This window comes from Pseudoalteromonas sp. bablab_jr010, assembly GCF_016464105.1.
Taxonomy (GTDB): Bacteria; Pseudomonadota; Gammaproteobacteria; order Enterobacterales; family Alteromonadaceae; genus Pseudoalteromonas; species Pseudoalteromonas simplex.
Window position 1 is genome coordinate 1 of the sequence record NZ_JACDWV010000075.1, and the last position, 23,608, is coordinate 23,608.

The 23,608-nt window shown below is 39.9% G+C and carries 17 protein-coding genes and 1 pseudogene; 6 read left to right on the forward strand and 12 right to left on the reverse strand.

All coding sequences use genetic code 11. The features are described 5' to 3' along the window. Nucleotides 1–131 precede the first annotated feature (131 nt). Nucleotides 132–836, forward strand: a complete 705-nt coding sequence (locus tag JIG37_RS22645; protein ID WP_244664364.1) for a hypothetical protein — start codon at nucleotides 132–134, stop codon at nucleotides 834–836. 279 nt (nucleotides 837–1,115) lie between these two features. Here JIG37_RS22645 and JIG37_RS06685 read toward each other — a convergent pair whose 3' ends face one another. The 11 genes and pseudogenes from JIG37_RS06685 to JIG37_RS06735 form a co-directional block, all read right to left on the reverse strand. After that, entirely contained in the window at nucleotides 1,116–3,263 is a 2,148-nt protein-coding gene (locus JIG37_RS06685) for an AAA family ATPase (RefSeq protein ID WP_199529011.1), read from the reverse strand. Further along, on the reverse strand, nucleotides 3,260–3,697 hold the full coding sequence (locus JIG37_RS06690) for a VPA1267 family protein (RefSeq protein WP_199529012.1): 438 nt from the start codon (nucleotides 3,695–3,697) through the stop codon (nucleotides 3,260–3,262). Before JIG37_RS06690 ends, JIG37_RS06685 begins: the two co-directional genes overlap by 4 nt. Nucleotide 3,698: 1 nt before the next feature. Further along, entirely contained in the window at nucleotides 3,699–4,373 is a 675-nt protein-coding gene (gmtX, locus tag JIG37_RS06695; RefSeq protein ID WP_199529013.1) for a gamma-mobile-trio protein GmtX, read from the reverse strand. Next, a complete protein-coding gene (locus JIG37_RS06700; protein WP_199529014.1) occupies nucleotides 4,370–8,125 on the reverse strand; it encodes a VPA1269 family protein in 3,756 nt (1,251 codons plus the stop codon). Before JIG37_RS06700 ends, gmtX begins: the two co-directional genes overlap by 4 nt. A 103-nt stretch (nucleotides 8,126–8,228) precedes the next feature. Beyond that, complete coding sequence (gene gmtY / locus JIG37_RS06705; RefSeq protein ID WP_244664366.1) at nucleotides 8,229–9,671, reverse strand: gamma-mobile-trio recombinase GmtY; 1,443 nt, start codon at nucleotides 9,669–9,671, stop codon at nucleotides 8,229–8,231. A gap of 63 nt (nucleotides 9,672–9,734) precedes the next feature. Further along, nucleotides 9,735–10,295, reverse strand: a pseudogene (locus JIG37_RS06710) (paraslipin); the annotation flags it as partial. Nucleotides 10,296–10,466: 171 nt separating this feature from the next. Next, the gene (locus JIG37_RS06715) at nucleotides 10,467–10,886 is read right to left on the reverse strand and encodes a DUF1801 domain-containing protein (RefSeq protein ID WP_199529016.1); all 420 of its coding nucleotides are present in this window, start codon (nucleotides 10,884–10,886) and stop codon (nucleotides 10,467–10,469) included. A gap of 19 nt (nucleotides 10,887–10,905) precedes the next feature. Continuing rightward, complete coding sequence (locus JIG37_RS06720; protein WP_138599411.1) at nucleotides 10,906–11,823, reverse strand: GGDEF domain-containing protein; 918 nt, start codon at nucleotides 11,821–11,823, stop codon at nucleotides 10,906–10,908. Nucleotides 11,824–12,045: 222 nt separating this feature from the next. Next, nucleotides 12,046–12,933, reverse strand: coding sequence for a bile acid:sodium symporter family protein (locus JIG37_RS06725; RefSeq protein WP_199529017.1), 888 nt, complete (start codon nucleotides 12,931–12,933; stop codon nucleotides 12,046–12,048). A 9-nt stretch (nucleotides 12,934–12,942) separates the two neighbouring features. After that, complete coding sequence (locus JIG37_RS06730) at nucleotides 12,943–13,692, reverse strand: class II aldolase/adducin family protein (protein ID WP_199529018.1); 750 nt, start codon at nucleotides 13,690–13,692, stop codon at nucleotides 12,943–12,945. Nucleotides 13,693–13,701: 9 nt separating this feature from the next. Continuing rightward, complete coding sequence (locus JIG37_RS06735) at nucleotides 13,702–14,022, reverse strand: DUF962 domain-containing protein (RefSeq protein ID WP_054553946.1); 321 nt, start codon at nucleotides 14,020–14,022, stop codon at nucleotides 13,702–13,704. A 97-nt stretch (nucleotides 14,023–14,119) separates the two neighbouring features. On the opposite strand from JIG37_RS06735, the gene JIG37_RS06740 reads away from it, so the two are divergent. Beyond that, complete coding sequence (locus tag JIG37_RS06740) at nucleotides 14,120–15,067, forward strand: AraC family transcriptional regulator (protein WP_138618351.1); 948 nt, start codon at nucleotides 14,120–14,122, stop codon at nucleotides 15,065–15,067. A 49-nt stretch (nucleotides 15,068–15,116) separates the two neighbouring features. Here JIG37_RS06740 and JIG37_RS06745 read toward each other — a convergent pair whose 3' ends face one another. Further along, nucleotides 15,117–17,297 (reverse strand): TonB-dependent hemoglobin/transferrin/lactoferrin family receptor, encoded by a 2,181-nt coding sequence (locus JIG37_RS06745; RefSeq protein ID WP_054553944.1) that lies wholly within the window; start codon nucleotides 17,295–17,297, stop codon nucleotides 15,117–15,119. A gap of 179 nt (nucleotides 17,298–17,476) precedes the next feature. Between JIG37_RS06745 and JIG37_RS06750 the strand changes: the two genes are divergently transcribed. The 4 genes from JIG37_RS06750 (at nucleotide 17,477) to JIG37_RS06765 (ending at nucleotide 23,280) form a co-directional block, all read left to right on the forward strand. Beyond that, nucleotides 17,477–18,004 (forward strand): MotA/TolQ/ExbB proton channel family protein, encoded by a 528-nt coding sequence (locus JIG37_RS06750; RefSeq protein ID WP_054554592.1) that lies wholly within the window; start codon nucleotides 17,477–17,479, stop codon nucleotides 18,002–18,004. Between the two features lies 1 nt (nucleotide 18,005). Continuing rightward, nucleotides 18,006–18,350, forward strand: a complete 345-nt coding sequence (locus tag JIG37_RS06755; protein WP_054554591.1) for a DUF2149 domain-containing protein — start codon at nucleotides 18,006–18,008, stop codon at nucleotides 18,348–18,350. Next, nucleotides 18,347–22,249 (forward strand): cobaltochelatase subunit CobN, encoded by a 3,903-nt coding sequence (cobN, locus tag JIG37_RS06760; RefSeq protein WP_166340750.1) that lies wholly within the window; start codon nucleotides 18,347–18,349, stop codon nucleotides 22,247–22,249. Before JIG37_RS06755 ends, cobN begins: the two co-directional genes overlap by 4 nt. Before the next feature lie 137 nt (nucleotides 22,250–22,386). Continuing rightward, on the forward strand, nucleotides 22,387–23,280 hold the full coding sequence (locus JIG37_RS06765; RefSeq protein WP_054554589.1) for a cation diffusion facilitator family transporter: 894 nt from the start codon (nucleotides 22,387–22,389) through the stop codon (nucleotides 23,278–23,280). Nucleotides 23,281–23,608 lie beyond the last annotated feature (328 nt).

The following is a 23,608-nucleotide window of genomic DNA, read 5'->3' on the forward strand; positions in this document are numbered from 1 at the left end:
CGATAAAAAGTATGCTATGTTTGTTCATGCTAGCCTCTGCTGTTTAGTTATTTGACAAACTAATTATGGCTCTGGCTTTGTCATTAAGCTAACCCACGAAAAGCGGAGGCTAGCACCGTGTGGGAGTCATTATGTCTATGAATAAAGGAAATAGTGTGGAAAAATGTTACATGTGCGATGCAGAGGGAAACACTAAGGAGCATGTACCTCCTAAATGTATATTTCCTGAGGCAAAAGATGTTCCAAGTGGGGATCATTATAAAAAGAACCTTATAACTGTTCGCTCTTGTGAGAAACATAATACGGCAAAGTCAAAAGATGACGTATATCTATTGTTCTTTTTAGCAGCTAATGTTGTGTCAAACGATCTTGCCCAGACGCAGTTTGGCACGAAAATTATGAGAGCAGTAAATAGAACACCTCATGTATTTGCTGAGTTCGCTAAGAAAAATACACCAGTAACTCTTAAAGGTGAAAATGGTGAATTGATTCATACTGCTGCCATTGAAATTGATCGTGCTCGATTTGATGCGGCAATTGAACACATTTCTCATGCATTACATTATCACAAGTATGGAGAGACATTTATTGGCGATATTCAGGTTATTACCAGTGGGTTGGTGGACCTATCAAGTATCGATAGTGTGGAGGTAAACGATAGAATTCAAAACTTTGGTCAAATGGTTGATGAGCTGTTAGCTGATGTAGAACCTGAAGGTGATAACCCTGAAGTATTCACTTATAAGGTGTTAAAAACAGATGAACCTCATCAAGTCATTATCCAGATGAATTTTTATGCTGGCTTTAAGATCGTTTCGATCATGAAGTACTCTTAACCAATATTCATAACAAGCAATTTTAGAGGGATTCACAACGCTTGGCGCTCTCACTTCAAGTCAGTTAAGTGTTTATGGCACAATGCTTTAGGTTTGGGTGGAGGCGTTGTTCACCCTTTAATTGGGCGTTACCGAATAAATACTCTAACGTGCTTTTGTCCAATTATGAGTTAGGATACCAGAAGTCCGACTGGACGATTTAATCTTGACTAACCAGTGAATGTGTAAGATTGAGCATGATTTACTACAACTAAATTTGTTCAATTTAGATGCTATTTCTTACATCCGGAACATTTCATAAAGGAAGCTAGTTCTCTTGTTTGAGTTACTAGGTGACTGAGTGATTGATTTAAAATCTTCAGATGAACCGACAATATGTATTTCTTTTTCAGCCCGAGTTATAGCAGTGTAAAGCCAAGCTCTGTCAACAATTCGACCTTTTTGAAGCGCTATGATTACTCTAGGAAATTGTGAGCCTTGGGCTTTATGTAGTGTTATTGCATATCCTAACTCCATTCCATCAAGCACTTGCTGAGTGATTTCAACTTTGTCACCAGTATCTAGTGTCACTTCACCAAATGAGCCTTCGGTGGAAGTAACCGAAGTGAGTTCCCCAAGCGAACCATTGTTGATTCCTTTATCGTATAAGTTCTGAGTGAACAATATTTGATCGTTAATTCTAAGTTTTACATGAAACTCATCGCCGTGGAGATTGAACTTTAATTGCTCTCCATGCTCATTAACAGCATCCTGAATTTGATTGTTAATGTCTTGAACTAGTTTTTTAGTCGGTGCCATAACACGGCTATTGTATGGTGACTCTTCATATAACTCGCAACATACATTTGCAATACGGTGCTTAGGAGTTTCATGAAAGTATACCGCCCCAGAACTTAAATTTTCAGGGACTAAGCCTTGGTTTATTTGCTTGGAATATTCCGGTATACCAGTTGAGCCTTCTTGACGTTTTACGATATCCAGCATAGTGTTTGCAATGGTATTTGATAGAACTATGTCTGCAAGAACTTTACCGCACCCTATTGGTGGTAGTTGGTCAGGGTCACCTGTGAATATAATGTGTACCTCTGGATGAAGATGGTTTACCAAGCGATACATTGTGGGCAAATCAATCATACTGGCTTCATCAATAACCAACAGGTGCTTTGGTTGTTCATTACTTGGTTCAATTGGTGCATCACGAAGTAACTTGGCGATGGTTGAAGTAATAAAACCTATCGATTCATGCAACCTCATTGCCGCTCTGCCACTGAGTGCAACTGCGTGAATTTCATATCCTAGATGATGATATGCTCTAAGTGCCGTTCTGAGAACAGTTGTCTTTCCCGTTCCAGCCCCACCGGTTATACAGCTTACCGCATTATCTAAACATGTTATTACTGCTTCGGTTTGTTTTTGGGTAAGCTCATAAGGCAATTGTTCAACAGCATGGCAATATGCAGAATTTGCATTTTCGTTATATAAGTTATTTTGCCTAGCAAGCTTATTCAGTCGTTTTGCAACGACATTCTCCATCAGTAGTTGTGCCGTTGGATGATATGTACCTAATTGATGATTAAGAACGAATTGAGCTTTATGATGTCCTGCTTTGAAAGCCTTAGCACATAACTCTTGATCTTTTAATAAAGCGGCTAACTTTGGTTTAAGCTCATTTTGTGTTGTGTAGGTGTGACCCAGCTCTATTTGTTTGCGTATTGCAACTTCTAACGCTGCGCTTAGGCGTTTGGGCTCATCCTCGTCACGGTCGAATATGGTAACAGCTAGTCTATCTGCATCCTCAAATGACATGCCAAAACCAATCAATAGATACGGATTTTCCTTAATGGCGGTGATGGACTTTTCGTTATGATGCTTAAGCAAGCGCTGTTGAATAGAAGATGGTATATGGTGATTTGACATCCAGTTACACGCACTTAAATTAGCATACTTGGCATAGCCTTTATAAAGTGCGTTGATGGACTCTTCGCTCAGAAGGCCGCTAAGTCGACTTCTCGACTCTGTTGTGTCTTTCTTAGCAAGATGATGAAAGTCACTCCCCAAGGCATTCCATAACCGTCTGGCTTTACTTTCACCGATACCTATAAAGTCTTTTTCGTTGGCTATAAACCTTATGAGTTGTTCACCAATTTCAGGAAGAGAGCATTTTGCTACAATTGGTGAATCAAAAACATGCTGTGTCATGACATAGCCATTGTTCTCATACTCACTGAAGGTTTTTACACCTTTAACTTCCCAGTGTTGACCAATGGCCGGACTCACAGGGAGGCTATCAGGGCATGCTTTAACCGAAACCGTGTACTTACCGCTGTGCATTTTATAGTTATTCTTTTTGAGCGGGATGCCCATGAAAATCACATGTTTATTGCTATGAAACCTTATGCTAGTTACACGAAAATACTCTGTATTCATCGAGGCATAAACCCCATTTCATATAGGGTGTCCGATAACTCACCAAAGCGCTCAAGCTTAGATTCTAATTCTTTGATTTTAGCTTTCAGTTCGATATTCTCGGCTTCAATAGCCGATAGCCTTTTCGACTCAAGGTGTCTTTTATGAGTAGTGTTGTCGTATTGTTTGGGTTTATCTGATTCTTCTTTTGCCCTTACTGTTAAGGGAGGTAACACACCTTCCTCGCGAAGCATATCTTCCAAGTTGCCAAGGGCTGTTTTAAGCGCTGGGTTTTGATTAAGAGCAGATTTGCCACAACCGATGGCTTTAGCTATTTCGCCGCGATTGAGTTGCCCTCTGTAGATTAGCTGAGTGAAATCGTCATTGGATTGAGTCGAAACCCACAGCTCAAAAGCTTTGAGAGTTTGCTGAGCTTTTTGTTGTCCGTTAGCCATACTAATTACTATCACTATGCACAGTTAGTACTTTATTAAGGGCGCTGTCCAAACGACGATCTGATATTTGGACAATCTCACCACTTTCCGAAGTGTATAAGAGAGATCCTTTTTCGTTATAGTTAAGATTGTTTCGACGTAAATATACTTCATCAAGAAGTTGTTTTAATGTCTCAAGCTCAGAGGTAAGAAGATTGATAGGTGACGCCGTAATTTGCTTCATTTGATTATCAATAGCTTCAAGTCCACCATCAAAGTTATCTAGCTTTATAACCACCTCCGACTTTACTTGCCTAAGCAAATCATTTTCAGACTTGAGTTTTTTCAGCTCTGACTGCATACGTTTAATTCGATATTGTGAAGCCGTATCCTCAATTTTATCAATCCAACTGTTCTTATCTTCAATAGGCGACTTTTCACGCCTATCTTCATAAACTTCGATATACTTATCAAACAACGTCTTGTAGCGTTTACCTGATTTATTAATGATGGTTTGATAAGCAGGACCACCGCGTTCTTCCGAAAGTTTAGCGACGTATTTCAGGCTAAATACCGTTACATTATTGTCAACTTGCTCATCCAGTACAGACTTAAGAATACATAACTTATCTCGTGCGTCTTTGCGTTTACAATCCGCTATAAGATCGTCATACAGTTCTTGAACATCAGTATTCATAGAGAAGGTTCTCCCTCAGGTAAGGCTTCATTTCTTATCGGTATGCTGTTAGATAGATTTTTTATTTCAGTTGTTAATGACTTTAACTCTACCGCTGGTAAATAGTCTCGCAGTTTAGTACGTTTTTCAGCGACGTTGTCTAGTTCATTCCATCCCCCCAAGCGTCTGACTAAATTGTTTATTAGATGGTTTCCAATCAATTTTTGTTGTTCAAGAGTTAGGCTATACAAGCTTGCTGAGATGTCGTTTTCCAAAAGCATTTTGTTAATCTTTTGCGTTCGTTCCATCACGGCTGCTTTGGGGTCTGAAAACATAAACAAGTCGGCGTACTGACAAATCTCATGTAGCTGTTCAAACTTAGAGGATTCACGTAGTTCAATCGAGAGTGTTGAATCATTGAGCACCATAGGAAGCTTTTTATCGTTTGCATCAGGTGTTTCATCGTTCAGCAAATTTATTACCGCATCACTTAAGCGATAAGTAGCAATAGCATCGGACATTGCGCCATCGAGAGAGGCTACAGATGTTTCATATACCGATTGCAAGCGGTTAAGCTCAAATGTTTTCGTGAAACTTTGTCCAGCACATTCGCATTCATCGCGTTCATCTTTGAGGTTTTCTAGCTGTTCACTGACCTCTTCAATTCTATCGTTTAAGTCTCGAATACTCAGTGCTATAGAGTCAAATAGCGCTTTTAGCCCCGGCAGATAAACTGGAGAGGTTATAAAAAATCGGCAGCGAACACAGTTACTTCGTCCTAAAACCAACGACGTTGGAACGGGACTTCGGTATGTCGATTTTTCAGCAACAAGCTCGCCGCCTTCATGACAACTCTGGCCACCTAATGGACAGATACCACATCCTTTATCAACGATAGCATTTCCAGTTATACCTTCTAGCTTTGTAAGAAATTCCCCATTTGTATTATCAACATAAGACGCCTTTAAGTTTTTAAACTTGGCGGCCATGACTGCATCGTTAATTGAGTTCTGCTTATTTTTCAATGCCTCAAACTCAGCACGCTCAAATTCGCGCTTCATAGCCGGCGCAGTCACTTTTGCATAATAAATAGTCATAACCAGGCTAGCATGGCCAACCAGCTTAGAAACTAATACCGGTGACAATTTATGATCAACCAAGTAGGCAGTAATGATGCTTGCTCGTAAGCTATGAGGGGAATATTCAGAGCTGTAACGACTCATCGTTTTCATCTGTGATCCATCCCATCGAGGTGTGTCGTCAAATGATGCTAGCTTTATTTGCTCATCTTGAATATGATGCAGCAAAATAGGCAATCCATTTCTTAGTGCACTTTTAGTCAAAGGTCGTGAGCGAAGAACCTCATTTTTAGCGGTTGGATCCCTGAACAAGAAACATTGCTGACCTTCATATCCTCTTCGCCTTAATCGGGTTTTAGAAACATGACTTCCTTTTTGCATGAAGTCATTTGACCACTTTGTTGGTGAGGTAATAGGGTTATACTTCATTTGCCAGTCACGTAAAAGAATGAGCCATTTTGCTAGGTGATCAGGCATATAAGGAGCAGCATATCCTCCTTCTGCATTTTTGGTTTTGTTGGTTGTGCAGTAAAACCCGAACGAATCTTCATCATAACGATTAATAAATCCTTGAGGTATTTTAAAGTGGTTTTGCACATCTCTTAGGTTCTTCTCCCAAACCAACTGCCCATTTCTGTAGTGGGGTAACTCTTTATCCCATTCGCCCGAGTCGTTCCATAATATTTGCTGACCACGTATTGGTAACTCAAATAATGTCAACATGGCAACAGTCCGTACTGGCGACCACATTTCATAAATGATGGTTTTCCTGCGACCGCTGCTTCTAAAAACCTCACGAGTTCGCCATACACAGTTGGGATCATTTTTATCTATATGAGACTCATCAACTTCATAATAGTCCGATTGATAAATATCCCGTGCTGCATCTAGATCGCTGAAGCTGTTTGCGCTGTAAGGACACAAAAACTTTCTAGCTTTATCCACATAAGCAAAAGGAAGAATTTTTTTTACTGTTTCATTAGGTTTTGCATCACGAGTGACCCCGTCGAGTGATTGATTAATATAAGGATTTCGGTAGTCTGGATGCCAAAAAATTTCACCAGTTTCTTCGTCTTCATCAGTGCAATACGTTTTTAAAACCAGGTTTAGGTAATCGTTAACTATGCCGATAGTATTAGTCGACTGCTCTTGCTTTGATAGGCTTGCCAAAAATTTATTAACATCAGGAAATCTTGACGTATTAATCAAGAAGGCGAGAGGATCACCTTCAATGTTACTCTCTGCTAACCAGTTAAGAAATTTTTCAATAATCGAAGTACGTTTAGCGATATTGCTACCATTAACAAGGTAGATTTTTGCAACATCGCACCAAGGTTTAAAGTTTGGGTATTGCTCAAGAAATACTTCAAAAGGTTTGGTTCGATAGTAGTGTAACTCACCTATAAAACCTTCAATTTTGTTAGGGTGAGCTCTCAGGTGAGGTACAACCTTAGCATGTTCAATATATTCATATGAAGTTTTAATTTTATGAGCATTGATATATTCACGCGTTTCATCTAACCCCCAATAATCAAACTTAATCAATGATTTAAATGAATCAACACCATAATATTTTACTGGATCTTTGGGGTATATTGGTGAAGTGCCAACAAGTTGTTTGTCATACTCTATCTTTTTGGTAACTCCTTTCTTTTTTACTTGCTCAGCGAACTCTTCAATCGATAATTCCTTAGCAAAAAACTCTAAATGGTCGAATTCGCTTCCGTAAGTTTTCTGTGGTTGCGAAGGTAATTTAGAGTCTAGTTTTTGCCATTCCAAGTATTCGGATTTTGTTTTTATCTTAAAATCATGTACTTTACGCATGGCTTCTTGGTATGAGTAGAAACTCTCTTTGGCAAAAAACGTCGCGTTGTCAAACTCTTTACCGTAAACATGCCAAGGATTCGAAGGGAGACGCGGATCTGATCTCTGATACTGTTTATAATCAACCGTTGATTTTACATCTGCTTGCTGCACTTTTTGCATAGCTTCTTGATATGTGTAGAACCCTTCACTCTGTGGTTTACCAAAAAATTCAATGTTGTCAAACTCGCCATCGTATACATACCAAGGGCTTGCTGGCATTCGTGGATCAGCTTTTTGCCAATGCTTGTATTCGGCAGTTGATTTAATCCCAGCCTGTTGCACTCTATGCATAGCTTCTCGATAGGAGTAGATTGGCTTTTTTTGAGGCTTACCAAAAAATTGAGCATTATCGAATTCATCACCATAAAACCGCTTAGGTTGAGCTGGTAGCCTAGGATCTGACTTTTGCCACTTTCTATATTCAGCCGTTGATTTGATTCTCGCCTCATGTACTTTATGTATGGCTTCTTCGTAGGTGTAGAACTTTCCTCTTTTGGATTTATAGAAGAATTCATCGTTATTAAACTCATCACCGTACACAGCCCAAGGATGTGAAGGCATGCGTGGATCTAATTTATGCCACTGCTTATATTCGCGAGTTGACTTTACCCCTGCTTCGTTTACTTTTTGCAAGGCTTCCTCGTAGGTGTAGAAACCGGTTTTCGAAAAAAACTCTGAGTTTTCATAGTGTTCAGAATAAACTATCCAAGGTTTCGCAGGCAGCATAGGATCTATTTTGTACCATTTTTGGTATTCACTTCGTGTTTTAATCCCTGCATCATGGACTTTACGCATAGCCTCTTGATAGCTATAAAATCTCTTGGCCAACTAGACACCCCTTTTATTGTTCATATATATCATTCGTCAAACTTTTAACGAGTTGGTGTGGTGATTAATATTTTTATCGCGAACGAAAATAATCACTCTAATATTATTCTTTTCCCAATGAGTTCATATCATTAAAAAAATCTTGAGCTCCTGATGATATTTGAACTGATACCGACTCTTCAACTTTAGACTCCAGTTTAAGCATCTCAGCCCTCATTTCCTTTTTGATCTCAGCCTCAACGTAGGTTTCCTGTGACTTGATGCTGCTATGATGCATAGCCTCTTTAATGTGTATAGCGTTTACTCCCTTAGCCTTTAACGTGCTTCCGAAGAAGTGCCTTCCTCCATGCGGATTATTGCCAGCATATTTTGAAGGGTCATAACCCAACTTTCTCAGGGCCTTTTGTCGAGCTGTTGTGTATTGCTTAATCGTTGCAGGTTTTCCATTTTCATCTGAAAACAAATATGGATGTGGATGCGTCTGGGATGTTACTCGTTGATCTCTAATGTATAGATCAACTAGCATTTTGAACCAGCGAGCAGCTGTACTCGGAAACAAATAGACGTTAAATGAAGTTATATGACGAGATTTCCAGCCTGCACCAAACGTGTTTAGTAGCTCAGTCCGTGGTCGCAAACCATATTTTTTTCGTAAGTAAGCATCTCTAGTCGCATACTTATTTCCACTGTGTTTACGCCAATATTCAGGTGCTTCGCCAAGTGCAGGGTGCTGAATATTTATAAAGCACTGAGAGTCATCCGTTGGGTCATCGTAAATATCGCTTATGAATATATGGAATGGCTCACTTACCCTCAGCCCACCATAACTAATTAACATGCTAATAAGCACATTCTTAATGTTTAAATTAGTTAAATCGTTTCTGTTTTTAGTGCGCCAAAAACCATTTGTTATCAAATCTATGATTACGTCTTCTTCAGTGGCCTTAACATCTTTTTGTTTTGTCGTATGGTGCAATTTCACCAACTTGTTGCGTTTTGCTTTTTCTAGCGCCGCTTGGTCATCAAACGTATGAGCAAGGAGTGAATTGTTCTTTCGATGATGATAGGCCGCTAGGGAAAGTAAAAACTCACTTCTTGTTGCGTGAACATCCGGGTTAAGTAAGTGACGTTCGTCTTTTGTTTTACTGTAAATGAAGTCGCTGAACTTTGTAATGTGCTTAATTATGGCGTTAGCTGTCGCTGGTTGTAATGGTTCCCACCAAAGATGGGTTGGATCACTACCGTCTTCTAATATAGTTCCATCAATAAGTGTTTCAGCAAAAGCTTCAAACATTAAACGAGGATTTCTAAATTTATGGTCATATGCTTCTGAGTAATCTAAGAACTTAACAACAGCATTACATGACTGGTTACGCCAAGACTTGCTTTTGTTCCTGTATTTAGCCAAATATTCCACATGACTGGAAAGAATCCCTCGGGATGATATGACTACACGACTTTCAAATGGCTTAACATTGTTGGGAGCAATAGTCGCTTTTAGTGTTAAGTTTGAGATTTCCTTCTCCCTAAACGAAGTGGTAAACAGGTACTATTTAGGAGTATACATTAAATATTTAAAAGCACAAAAAAATCTATTTATCGAGAAAAAGCTATCTAATAGTTTTATTTTAGACTGAAGTGGTAGTTGTATTTGGGGGTATACAATCTCGTAACGTAAAACCTGAATACCCCAAGGCTCAGAAGCTTGGTTAATCGCGGTAACTATGTTGGTGTTTAACATGTCGCGCTCTTCAAAGGTTTTATCTAGCTCCATTTTGCCAAGCTCAGAGCGCATTGTTGTTTGTGATAGTTGAGTAACCGCAAACACATAGTCATCAACACCATACGTAGCTTTATACGGGTCAAGCACACGGAAATACAGCACACCATCGACGATGAGCGAGATATTATCTTTCGTGATCGCAGACTGCGAAGGTACATCTTGCGCTTGTTCTTTTAAACTGCGATCAGCGGCTATACGGTCAATAAATGGCACAATAAAGTTTAAGCCGGCTTCTTTAGTTGAATGGTACTTACCAAAACGCTCGATTAACCAAGCACGGTTTTGTGGTACAAATTTAACGCTGCTTTTTAGTAGCACTAAAACAAAAATTAGAAGAAAGACTTCTACATTTAACAACAGGTCTAAAACGCTAGAAATGGGATCCATGTACTTTCCTTAGATACAATTAAAATTATTTTTCACAGCTCAGATTACCACCACAAAGCAACCTGCGCCAATGATTTATAAGGCTAAATTAGCGAGTAATAGTAACAGCATATGTCACTACATTCAGAAAGCTATACATCAGATAGATAGATTTTAAGCAGTTTATAGTCATTAACTACATTGGTACTTTGCTCGCATATCTGCCACAACTTTAATTAAGAATTGCTCAAGCGCATTTAGATCTATATCGCTGAGTTTATTAATGTAAAGGCAAGATTTAGCGTGCTTTGTTTTGCCTAGCGTTAAAAGTTCATCGCTGTAAGTGCTAAACCCTTGCATTACATATAGGGTTAAATTACTTTTTCGCGGCGAAAAGCCAGTCATCAACCAGTTGTATTCCCCTTTTGAGTTGCGATAACTGTAGTTACCAAAGCCAATGATTGCGTCGCCCCACATGACGGGAGTTTGTTTGGTTACTTTACTAAATAGTTCCAGTAACACGTTTGCATCTGCCTTTCTGGTTGGATGTTCAATACGGCTAATAAATGTATCTACATTGGCATCATTGGGTTGTGTTTTTAATTCGCTCATTAAATTTTTGTCCTAAAAACTAACAATTAGCATGGTGAGGCAAAGTTCGTTTTATAAGGTACATTTTTTGGTCAGCTTGTGCGACAATTTCATTGGCCGATTTTTGAGTTCCAAAAAACATTGTAACCCCAACACTCGCAGAGCCGAAGTAATTGACATTTTGGTATATAAATTGGGTTTCAATTGCTGATTGTAGTTTATCGGCAACACGATGAGCGTTTTTTTTGGCGGCTTGTTCATCACGGCCAAGCCTTTCAAGCATGATTACGAATTCATCCCCGCCGATGCGCGCTAAACAGTCTTTGTCGCGAACGACTGCTTTCATCCTGTTAGCCACTTCTATAAGGTATGCATCTCCAATGAGATGACCATATTGGTCGTTTAACTCTTTAAACTTGTTAAGATCGATAAAGATGACAGCACCATAGTTTAGGTCTTGTTTACTAACTTGTAACGCAAGTGATAGGCGAGAATAAAAATATCGGCGGTTTAAGAGTTTTGTTAAAGGATCTGTAGATGCATCATAGAGGAGCTGTTTTTCAAGTTGTTTTCGTTCAGTAATATCTGTCGAAATACCTAAAATCCCAATAACCTTATTTGGCTCTGTGTCACAAAAAATTGGAGTTTTTACTTCCCAAAAAATATATTTGTTTCCATCAGGGAAATTTAACTCCACTTCTTCTCGGGTGCGCTCTCCTTTGATCACACGCGAATCGATTTTAGCTAGTTTCTTAACATCATTAAGCGCAAAGAAATCTTTATCGCTTTTGAATTGAAGTTCCTGCTCTGTGCACGCCAGTAGACTGAGTGTAAGTTTATTAGCATATACATAATGGGATAGTTCGTTTTTTATATAAACGTATGCAGGTACGTTATCAAGTGCAAACTTTAATTCAGCAATATGGACAGGCAGTTTAGTGTTAGTAAGTTCGGCCACAATATGTCCTTATATGACAAGCCATAAATTGATAGTGAATGAAAAAATGCTATTAAACAAGACTGACCACAGTGTTAATCTCACAACTAATAATTTAGGTATAGTTTTGAAAAATAAATAGAAAGTTATTAGTTAAGATGGTTGATGAACTTTGTTATTACTTTTGGGTGATGTGCTCTTCATGCTAAAAACATCCTTGTTTTTAGTCATCACTTTTGGCTTTTAAGCTTTGTTGAGAATGGCAAGGTGCTTTGTATGATGCGCGCTAAATAAGCGACAAAAAATATAACCCGTTACAAACATAGATAAGCTATAGGTTGCACCAGGTATTGCCATCGCGGCATTATTGATTAAGGTACTTGCAATTAAAATGGCAAGGGTGCCATTTTGTAGCCCAACTTCAACCGCAATGCTCATTTGTTGCTTGTGATCTAAGCCCGATATTTTTGCAAAAAACAGCCCTAGTAACAGCGTGCTGAGGTTTAATGTCAGCGTTGCAATGCCACTAGTCGCAAAAAAGCTCAGCATTTGGTCAGCATTTTTATGAATAATGCTAAGTACTATCACAATTAAGAATACACTCGAAAAACGACGTATAAAGGGTTCTATTTTCAAGCTCAAATGGGGTTTAAAGTGATTAAATACCATTCCTAAGCAAACAGGAAGTACCGTTATCATTAGCATTTGCACTATGGTTTTAATCACTGGCAAAGCGAATTCGTGGCCCGGCACACTCAATGTTTGCATGGCAAAATGCATAATTAGTGGCAAGGTAAACGGTGAGATAAATGTTGCTAGCGTTGTTAGACTTATTGACAGCGCAACATCCCCTTTGAATAAATAGGTATAGAGATTTGAAGTCACACCACCCGGGCAGCAAGCCACTAAGATCAGGCCTATAGCGAGCTCAGGGGTTAGGGTAAAACTCATTGCTATTAAAAACGCAACGCTTGGCAATAACAGTAGTTGGCAGCTTAAGCCTATTGAAAGTGCTTTGGGGCTAATAAATAATGCCCCAAAGTCTTGCTTTTTAAGCCCTAACCCCATGCCAAACATGATGATAAATAGTGCTAAAGGCAGCACTATTTTAGTCATGATATCAATTTGCATGGTGTATCCTTATTGATCGTAACCCGGACTTTTATTGTCGAGTAAGCGCAGCAGGGCAGGCCAAGCAATTGCGCCACCCAATCCCTTTGTAGCAACTTCAGTTTGCCCTTTGATACCCTCAATAATCGCGCTAGGTACTTGTACGAGTTGCTGAGTATTTTGTGACGTACGAGTTTGTACAGCACATGCCGCTTCAAAAACATACATAAACAAAAATGCATCAGCGACCGTTTTACCCACAGTTAATAGGCCATGATTGCGCAGCATTAGAAAGTTGTTCGCGCCGAGATCATTCACTAAACGGTCTTGCTCAGCAGGATTGAGGGCAATGCCTTCGTAATCGTGATAGCCCAAACCTGAGTGCACAACGACAGCTTGCTGAGAGATAGGCAATAAACCGTCTTTGTTGGCAGACACTGCCGTGCCATTGAGCGAGTGGGTGTGAATAACACAATGGGCATCATCTCGCGCCATATGAATACAGCTATGGATATTAAACCCCGCAGGGTTAACTGGGTATTCGCTGTCATGCAGCTTATTACATTGTTGATCTACTTTGATAAGACTTGATGCGGTAATTTCGTGAAACATCATGCCATACGGGTTTATCAAAAACTCGTTGTCTGTGCCGGGAACGCGCATTGAAATATGGGTAAAAATTAAATCATCCCAGCCATATAAAGCCACTAAGCGATACGCGGCAGCGAGCTCAACACGGGCTTGCCATTCTTGTTCTGATACTGTGTGTTTCATGGTCATGGTGTTTTCCTAAAATGGTACTTTGCGAATAATAATGTCTTTAAACATCACCCAATCACCAATAAAGCTATAAAAAGGGTGTGTAAAAGTAGCGGGGCGATTTTTCTCAAAAAAGAAATGACCAACCCAAGCAAAGCCATAGCCCACAACAGGGCATAAAATTAACCAGCTATATTGCTGCTGATAAATAGCGGTAAACAAAATAGCCAAAACAACCCAACTGCCAAAGAAGTGTAAGCGTCGACAGACTTTATTTTTGTGTTCTTGTAAGTAATAAGGGTAAAACTCTTTAAAGCTCGCGAACTCGCGTTTACTTGCTACAGTGCCCATATTGTTGTCTCCGTTGTTAATTACAGGTTAACAATAGGCTTTTATTCTTTTATTTACTTGATAGTATAGGTCATTAAATTGTTTGTTTAGGACGCGCATGAGAACCTTATCAAGCTGGTGGCTTCGTGCTATGGCTGAGTCGTTTAAATGGCAGGGCTTACCAATTAATGAGTTGTTTGCAGCGGCAAATATTCCTTTAGCAGAATTAAGTAGCCAAACAGCCCGATACCCGCAAGCCAGTGTCAGTATGCTTTGGAAGCAGGCGCAAGCGATGTTACCAAACACGCATTTAGGTCTTTATGTTGGCAGTAACATGAATGTACGGGCTATTCCCGTAGTAGGTATGGCGATTATTCAGTCAACACAGTTATTGAGTGCTTTTCGGTTGATATTGCGTTATCAAAAATTGATGGGCGATACACATAATGTGTCTCTAATCGATCACGGTAGTGAGTATGAACTTCGCTTTAACTTTAGTGATGGCGAGCGGGATATGTCACTGCTAAGCTACGAAGCACCCATGGCGTTTTGTGTGAAAATAGCGCGCACTGTAAAGGGAAAAGATTGGCACCCAACGCGAATTTGCTTGCAACGTAAAGAGCCTCATAGTGAGATTAATGCGCACTTTAATTGCAAAATTGAATACGGCGCTACGACCCATAGCCTATTTTTTAGCGAAAATACCGATAGTGAACCTGTGTTATCAAGCCAGATGAAACTGGTGACGCAAACGAATGTGACGCAGGTGCTGAGAATTTTACTTGAAGAGCATTTAATTCAAGGCCAAACCACCAATAAAGCAATGGCAAAAGCACTTAATATGAGTGAAAAAACGTTGCAACGGCGTCTTGCAAAAGAGGGCACAAATTTTAGTAAAGAATTGGCAAGATTAAGACAGCTAAAAAGTGTGTCATTGTTAAACGAAACAGACTTATCAGTCACAGAAATAGCTTTTTTATGTGGCTACTCTGAAATTAGCGCATTTCATCATGCATTTCATCGCTGGTATGGCATGTCGCCAAAAGTGTACAGGCAAAAAAATTAATGCCATAAGTCGAGTGCATTGCTGCACTCGACAAGGTTTTAAAAACTAATTAGAAGCTATAACTAATGCTTGCAGAAATACTACGACCAGAACTTTCGAGCCCTTCTAAGCTATCTGATGCAGAGTGGTTCGCAAGGCTGCCATGCTGATAATAAGTTTTGTCGAACAAGTTGCGAATAGCTAAGTTTAGATTAGCTTGACCAAAGCTTGCTCGTGCTAACCAATCAACCGTACCATAGCCTGGTGTTTCGTAATTGCCTTCGTTCACTTTGGTCATTTTTTTAGCAAAGTTCACGATTAAATCACTACCAAATGTGTCACCTTGGAAGCTCACACCCAAGTTACCTGATAGAGGGTTGATTGAGCTGATGTATTCATCGGTTTCGTCATTTTTACCGTCTTGATAACTTGCATTCAAAAACACAGAAATAGCATCTGTTGCATAGTAAGTTGTCGAAAACTCTGCGCCTTTGATGGTTACTGAGTCAATGTTCTGATACTGATATTTATCGTGGATATATCCAAATGAGCCGTCGTCATTAAATACGGTTTCACGATCTATTAATTCGGTTGCTAAAAAGTCATCAAACTTGTTGTGGAATACCGCTGCTGTAACAATAAAATCGCCTATGTGGCCACGTAAACCAAGCTCGAAAGTATCGCTTTTCTCTGGATCTAAATCATCCGCAGGTAATACTTCATAAATGTATTCAGCGGTAGGTTGGTTATAATGCTCAATGTAAGCTAGGTCATAAGCAGGTACTTTAAAGCCTTGCCCGTATTGCGCATAAGCGCTCAACATATCATTGATATAATATAAGCCACCTAAATTAAATGAGAGGTTGCTTTCATCAATTTTAGCGTATTCTTCACCATCTGTTTTTAAAGCGCCGTTTGGATCCATGCTGTAATAATCAAAACGAACACCTGGCGTTACCACCAGTTTGTCGTTTAGTAATGAGATTTCGTCATTGATGAATAAACCAGCACGAAGAGTATCATTTTTAGGGAACTTATTGGTGGTATCATCTTTGGTTGTTTCGCCTTCAACTTCACGATATTCATGCACAGTGCGTAAGCTTTCGGTTGTTTCAACATCAATACCATAACCAAGAGTGTGATGTTTATTTAAGGCTTTACTAGCATGGGAGATTAAACCATAGGTTGTTTGCTCATAGGTGCCTGTTTTCCACATGTCACGCATTTCAACGGTACCAAACATTGGCGCATTGATGTCTAATAACGCATATTCTTGGTCGTCTTGGCGGTTATTAGTGTAGTAAAGGTTAAACTGAGCGCTATCCCATAAACGATTGGCTGAATTATTGTTGTAACTAAAGCGATATGAGTCGCTGTCTTTTTCGGTTTGCGTGTTTTCGGTGGCAATATTGTAGCCATATTCTGCTAAGCCACGGAAATAGGTAAGTAGGCCATCAGCACTGTCGCCATTGACATCTTGGCGCCACAGATCAGCAGAGAAGTTAATGTAATCTTTATCGTTTATGTTGTATTTAAGTTTGTAAAGAAGGCTTTGTGAATCAATTTCGAATGGCGCATTGCTTTGGTGTTTATTTTGCTCTTCCTCGCCATCACGAGCGGTTACACTTAATAGGTGATCAAAGTTACCATGCTGAGCATACAGTGTTGCACCTAAACTGGTTTGATCATCTAAGTCGCTGTAACCTAATTTCACACGGCCGCCAAACTGCTCACCGTCTTGTAAATAGTCGCTTGCATCTTTAGTTGTAAACACCACGATTCCGCCCAGTGCATCTGAGCCATAAAGCGAAGATGCAGCACCCTTTGCAACTTCAACTTGCTTTAAAGTATCGGTATCAATAAAGCCACGACCCACAATATCGTTCAAGCCGTTTGCACCGTAGCCTTCGTTCATTCGCATGCCGTCTTTAATCATCAGAATACGATCAGAACCCATACCTCGTACTTGAATGTTTTGTGCACCGCCAACACGGCCAGTTACCTGAATACTTGGGTCATATAAGAATAATTGACTCATATCAGTAACAACTTGTTTTTCAATATCGTCACTTGTTATTACAGAAATACTCGCAGCAACATCTTTTAATGGTTTTTCAGTACGCGAGCCACTAACAACAATTACTTCTAAATCGTCAGCTTTGATTGATTCATCGGCAATGGTAGGTGTTGCAGAAGCTGCAAGAGTCGCAGCGATTAAAATGCGTAAAGAATGTGTTTTAGCTAGGCGCATTATTGGTTTCCTTAGGAGCTTTATATTATTTGTGTACAGAGAACTGTTTTATTTTTGCCAGAATAATACGCCTATTTTTATAAAGATCAATATAAATGCAAATTGTTCCTATTTGCATTATTGTAATGGTGTGTGTTTTCACGTACATTTGAGCCCGTCAAATTTACTGGGGCAATAATGTGAATATCCAAATAATCGAACAACTTATGGCTGATGTGTCAGCTCTTCTAATGGCACCTGTGATTTTAGTGATTGCAGTACTCTTTGTTTATGCGTTTTTCGCAGCAGGGAGGTTTGTATCTGAATATCTAATCAGAAGAAAAAATCAGCTTGCTTATCAGCGAGATATCGATACTAAAACGGCCACGAATTACAGAGGCTTTTATGTCCATAATTACTATGTAGCGAATCCAACTGCATCTGAGGATGAGCTTGAAGTGTTTGCGTTAAAACAACTAGAAGTACTTAGAGTTGTTACCCGTATTGCACCTATGCTTGGACTAATTGCGACGATGATCCCAATGGGACCTGCATTAAAAGCCCTTGCCGATGGCAACATTCAGGGGATCAGCGAAAATTTAATCATTGCCTTTGCAGCGGTTATTTGGGGCTTGGTTATTTCGACCCTAACGTTTTGGCCAGCTTCGGTTAAAAAACGTTGGTGCGCTCAAGAACTTATCAATATTCGTAAATTAAGAGGGCAATAACATGCGCTTTTTAGACGAAGATGAAGAGTTAAACCCAATTGTCAGTGCCGTTAATCTGGTTGATGTATTTCTGGTGATTATTGCTGCACTTCTTATTGCAATTGCACAAAACCCACTCAGCCCTTTTACTGCAGAAAACGTGACTGTTGTTAAAAATGCCGGTGAGCCAAATATGGAAGTAATTGTTAAAGAAGGCAAAGAAATTAAACAATATAAATCTAACGGTGAAATCGGTTCTGGCGAGGGCATGCGCGCTGGTGTGGCTTATAAAATGGCTGACGGTAGCTTTGTTTATGTCCCCGAAAGTGATGGCTCAGCAACGGGCAAACAAGAGAATACACAATGATAAGAATAATAACGTTTGCGCTGCTTTTATTCAGCGCACTGACTTCACATGCAGCACAAAAGCCTGAAGTACTTATAATGATGTCGGGTCATGTGGCTAAATCGAAAGGGGCATTGCTAACAAGCCTTGCTGAAGATCAACCGTTCACCTTTACTAATTTTAGTACTAAAGGCAAAACAGACGAAGAGATTAAACAAGCTTGGCAAAATGCCGAGCTGATTTTGTTGGATGGCATCAACCCTGCACTTTCAAAATATATGTTTGCTAAGTATCAGCCATATTTAACTGAGTACCCCAATGTGCCAGTGATCTCACTCGGTGATATGGAAAACTCAGCAATGAATAGCGGTTTATCTGAGCAGCAACATACTCACCTTGGCGGTTATTACAATAATGCCGGGCGCGATAATTACCGTAATATGATGCTTTATATTGCAAATGCCATTTTTAAACTCTCAGATGTGCCAGCAGAGCCAGTTAAAGTCATTCCAAACGTTGGTTTATATCATCCTGAGTTTGACGGCCATGTTAGTGCTGATGAAATGCAGTTTTTTAATTGGTTAGATGCTAAGCCAGCTCAACCAGTTATAGCGATAGCGATTCATCGTTCAGTCATTGATTACGAACAGCAACAAATAGTTGATGCATTAATTACAGGTCTTCAGAACAAAGGTGCGAAAGCATTGGCGTTTTTCTTTGAAGGCAATGACGAAGCACTAACTTACCCAGAGTTACTAAGTGATGAAACCGGTTCACGGGTAGATTTAATCATTAACTATCGTTCATTACACTATGTTGAAAAGCGTCGCGCAGAGTTTATGCAAATTGGTGTGCCTGTTATTCATGCACTTAACTATACCGAAGGCGATGAACAGGCTTTTAAAGAAGATCATGCGGGTGTATCACCAGCACTCACTCCGTTCTTTCTTGTAATGCCAGAAGATACGGGTAGCACCGACCCAATTATTATTGCCGCTAATGAAAAAGGCAGTAAGGTGGCAATGCAAGCGCAACTTAATGCGTTGGTTGAACGGGCATTTAATCATGCCAATTTAGCGCACATTAAAAACACAGATAAAAAAGTCGCCACTTTTATATGGAACTACCCGCCGGGTGAGAAGAATATTGGCGCTGCATTTTTAGATGTACCAAGTTCGATTGCTAACATCGCAAAAGCGATGAACGAAAAGGGTTACCAAGTAAAACAAACGGATACAGCCACGTTAGTTGAGCAAGCGGGTAAATTGCTTCGCCCTTATTATCGTGGTGAAGATGCTGAGGCCTTGGTAAAACTCGGACTCGCAGATTATTTACCGCTAAGTATCTATCAAACTTGGTTTGATAGCCTGCCTCAGGATGTCACTCAGCCAATTACTGATAAATATGGTCAACCAAGTGAAAGCGCTATGTTGCGTATGCACAATGGCGAAATGATGTTTGTCATTCCGCGCATGGAACTGGGTAACATGATTGTACTTCCTCAAGGTGTGCGTGGTGAAACGGCAAAGCAGCATGCTGCCCAGTATCACAGTACTAAATCGGTCATCAATCATAGTTATTTAGCTATTTATCTATACGCACGTGATGTTTTTAATGCTGATGCGGTGGTGCATTTAGGTACTCATGGTTCACAAGAGTGGCTAAGTGGTAAAGAGCGAGGCTTATCGGTTTATGATGCGCCAAACTTAGCGATAGGCAATATTCCTGTTTTCTATCCGTACATTATTGATAATGTCGGTGAAGCGATGCAGGCAAAGCGTCGTGGTCGTGCCACCATGATAAGTCACTTAACCCCAGGCTTTGCAAAAGCAGGGCTATACACTGAGGTGGCAAAATTAAACGAACTGATCACCAACTATTTAATGTTGGATGAAGGGCAAACAAAATCAAATACGCAGCAAGAAATAATTAAGCTTGCTAAGCAATTGAATATGTTAAAAGACCTCGATCTTGATGAAGCTACTTTAGCTGCTCAATTTGCTGACAAGATTACCGTCTTACAAGATCACTTGAACACACTGGCACAGATGAGCCAGCCGCTGGGAGTTCATATTTTTGGTGAGCTACCAATCAATGCCCATCTTTACAGTACTATTTTGCAAATGCTTGGTGATGATTTCACTAAACAAGCAGGTGAATTTGAGCGAGAAATAGGTATTGCTATTGGCGAGTCTGAACGTGAAGACGAACGTAAGGTTGTAAAGTTAGAGGCATTAGAAGGATTTCAGTTACTAGCGCGAGTGCTGGGTGAAAATAGTAACTTAGCCATCCCTGAGTCGTTACAAAGTGATATTGCGACAGCAAAAGAGTACTGGCAAAACTTTCACAAAAGTGAAGAAATCACCGGTTTGCTAAATGGTTTAAATGGTCAGTATATACCAGTAAGCCACGGTAATGACCCTATTCGTAATCCGGCGGCTGTACCAACAGGTCGAAACTTAATTGGCTTTAACCCAGCGAAAGTACCTTCAAAAGAAGCTTATCAGGCTGGGGTTAAGATGCTTGAACAAACTGTACAGCAGTATCAAGCGGAACATGGCCGCTACCCACAGAAGCTTGCTTTTTCACTTTGGTCACTTGAAACAATGCGTCATCAAGGTGCGTTAGAAGCACAAATTCTCCATGCAATGGGGATAAAGCCGAAGTGGAATAATCAGGGCAACATTGTTGGCACTGAAGTGATCCCATACTCAGAGCTTGGCAGGCCACGTATTGATGTAGTGGTTTCTGCGACAGGCTTGTACCGTGATGCATTTCCTAATGTCATGCTTTGGATTGCCGAGGCAATAGATAAAGTGGCAAAGATGAAAGAAGACAATAACTTTGTTTATCGTCACTCAATGACCCTCAAGCAAACATTATTAGACGAAGGTAAAAGTGAAGAAGATGCAGATTACTTATCTTCTGTGCGTATTTTCTCTAATGAAAGTGGTGCATACGGTACAGGGCTTGCGGGAGGAGCGCTTGACTCTGATAGCTGGGAAAATGATAGTAAGCTAGCTAATTTGTATTTAGATCGAATGGGCTTTGGTTTTGGTAAAGATGAGGCTCGCTGGAGCGAAAATTTATCAGAAACAGGGCTATACAAAAAGGTGTTGTCGGGCACTGATGGGGTGGTGTTTTCTCGTTCAAGTAACCTTTATGCACTCATGACAAATGATGATCCGTTCCAATACTTTGGTGGCATCGGCCTAGCGGTTCGTAATATTGATGGTAAAACACCACAAATGTATGTCTCTAATTTGCGCCGTAAGGGGCAGGAGAAAATTCAAACTTTAGATCAGTTTATCAGTAACGAGATGCGCAGTCGTTATTTCCACCCTCGTTGGATTAAAGCGATGCAAGACTCAGGTTATGCTGGGGCTACCGCTATTTTAGACCGTATGAATAACATGTGGGGCTGGGAAGTTATGACCCCCGACGCGGTAAGAGATGATCAATGGCAAGAATTCTTTGAAGTGTATGTTGATGATAAATACGATATGCAAATGCGCGAATTCTTTGAGCAACATAACGCTGAAGCATTAGCACAAATCATTGAGCGAATGTTAGAGGCTGTTCGCAAAGGTTATTGGCAAGCTGATGCCGAGACACTGAAGAAAATGCTTGAAACCTACACTGAAATTGCTAATCAACATGATGTAGTTACAGACAATGAAATATTTACCGAATTCGTAAAAGAGCAAAATGCAGGCTTTGGCCTTGCTCCTTTAGTACCTGGGCAAGCGGCACCAGAACTTGCTAACAGTGTAAGTTCAGCTAGCCAGCAAGTGAGTGGCCAAAAACTCGAACAGGTTGAACAAGGTAAACAGACAGAGTCTGACTATACATTATGGTGGCTATTAGGCGGGATTTTCTTTACTGGAATGATTAGCCCCTTTATAAGAGTGAAACAATAGCATTACCTTACAAAAGGCGGTCGAGGCTAGGTTTTTGGCCGCCTTTCATAACTTTTTAGTGCGTTTAGCCGCGTCACGTATTACAATTGCGACTTTATATCATTTCCATCTCCAGCGAATAGGTTTTCCACTTCTTCATGACAGATATTACAACACACCAAGCTTCTAGACGCCGCTTGTTAATTGCTTTAGCCATAACGTGCTCGTTTATGGTTATTCAGATCATTGGTGCCTATTATTCTAATTCGCTTGCTGTACTTGCTGATGCTGGGCATTTGTTTGTTCATAACAGTTCTTTATTTATTGCACTTATTGCTTCAAGCATGGCGATTTACTTTGCAAAAAACTTTAACGATGGTTACCAACGAGCTGAACTGACCGGTGGCTTGATCAATGGTGTTTTGTACTTAAGCATTAGCTTAGTTATTCTTTACGAAGGTGGAGAACGTTATTTCCATCACAGTGATGGGCATGAACTACAAATCAATAGCTATTTGATGTCAGTTATATCTGCTATTGGATTTTTGTTTCATGGCGCAGCTGCATGGGTTTTGTATAAAGGGCGTAAGGCAAGCATTAATGTATATGCGGTATTTCTCCATTCGTTCTTTGACTTAATTTCGACAGTTTCTACTTTCTTTGCTGGAATTTTAATCTACTTAACCGGGTGGGCAGAAATCGATATTATTTCGAGTATGCTCATAGCGATCTTTGTATTGTTCACTGGGGTTAAAGTGATTATTCGCTGTATTAAAGGGTTACTGGAAAACCGTAGTAAGCTTCCTGATGTAGCAGCTATTGAGCAAAGTATTGCATCAATAGAACACGTTCAAAATGTGCATAATGTAACGGTAATGCGCCAAGACAAAGATATTGTTGTGGGAGCACATGTGGTGTTAAAGCAGCATTGTACCGTGGAAAAGCATGATGAGGCGTGTCGACTTAAAGTAGAACAGCTATTGCTTTCACGCTTTAAAGTAAACAAAAGTGTTTTACAAATCGAAAGTCATGAATGCCATTATGTTAATTAAAGTGGCAAAATGTTTAATTTTCTTTTAATTTAAAGGTATCGCTAGGGTGTTAGGATGCCTTTTTTGCTACAAAATAAGCCATTTTATATTAACTTTTTAGCTGCGCTGTTGCTTGGTTGCATTGCAGGTCTAGTTAATTTATTGCCAGTATTTTTTTTGGATAGCTCTGAGTTTCTGCTTGGGCAATTTTTTGTCATTTTAAGCCTGCTTTTACTCGGTTGGCGCTATGCAATTATCACCTTTATCATTAGTACTGGCTTCATATTCTATCGCTGGGGCCATGCTTGGCCATCCATTGTTTTTGCCTTAGAGCTTATATTTTTACAAT

What these genes read in the sequence shown, in the direction of transcription:
- JIG37_RS22645 (WP_244664364.1), top strand. Translation starts at nt 132, where the DNA reads ATGTCTATGAATAAAGGAAATAGTGTGGAAAAATGTTACATGTGCGAT.
- JIG37_RS06685 (WP_199529011.1), bottom strand. Translation starts at nt 3,263, where the DNA reads ATGAATACAGAGTATTTTCGTGTAACTAGCATAAGGTTTCATAGCAAT.
- JIG37_RS06690 (WP_199529012.1), bottom strand. Translation starts at nt 3,697, where the DNA reads ATGGCTAACGGACAACAAAAAGCTCAGCAAACTCTCAAAGCTTTTGAG.
- gmtX (WP_199529013.1), bottom strand. Translation starts at nt 4,373, where the DNA reads ATGAATACTGATGTTCAAGAACTGTATGACGATCTTATAGCGGATTGT.
- JIG37_RS06715 (WP_199529016.1), bottom strand. Translation starts at nt 10,886, where the DNA reads ATGAGCGAATTAAAAACACAACCCAATGATGCCAATGTAGATACATTT.
- JIG37_RS06725 (WP_199529017.1), bottom strand. Translation starts at nt 12,933, where the DNA reads ATGCAAATTGATATCATGACTAAAATAGTGCTGCCTTTAGCACTATTT.
- JIG37_RS06730 (WP_199529018.1), bottom strand. Translation starts at nt 13,692, where the DNA reads ATGACCATGAAACACACAGTATCAGAACAAGAATGGCAAGCCCGTGTT.
- JIG37_RS06735 (WP_054553946.1), bottom strand. Translation starts at nt 14,022, where the DNA reads ATGGGCACTGTAGCAAGTAAACGCGAGTTCGCGAGCTTTAAAGAGTTT.
- JIG37_RS06740 (WP_138618351.1), top strand. Translation starts at nt 14,120, where the DNA reads ATGAGAACCTTATCAAGCTGGTGGCTTCGTGCTATGGCTGAGTCGTTT.
- JIG37_RS06745 (WP_054553944.1), bottom strand. Translation starts at nt 17,297, where the DNA reads ATGCGCCTAGCTAAAACACATTCTTTACGCATTTTAATCGCTGCGACT.
- JIG37_RS06755 (WP_054554591.1), top strand. Translation starts at nt 18,006, where the DNA reads ATGCGCTTTTTAGACGAAGATGAAGAGTTAAACCCAATTGTCAGTGCC.
- cobN (WP_166340750.1), top strand. Translation starts at nt 18,347, where the DNA reads ATGATAAGAATAATAACGTTTGCGCTGCTTTTATTCAGCGCACTGACT.
- JIG37_RS06765 (WP_054554589.1), top strand. Translation starts at nt 22,387, where the DNA reads ATGACAGATATTACAACACACCAAGCTTCTAGACGCCGCTTGTTAATT.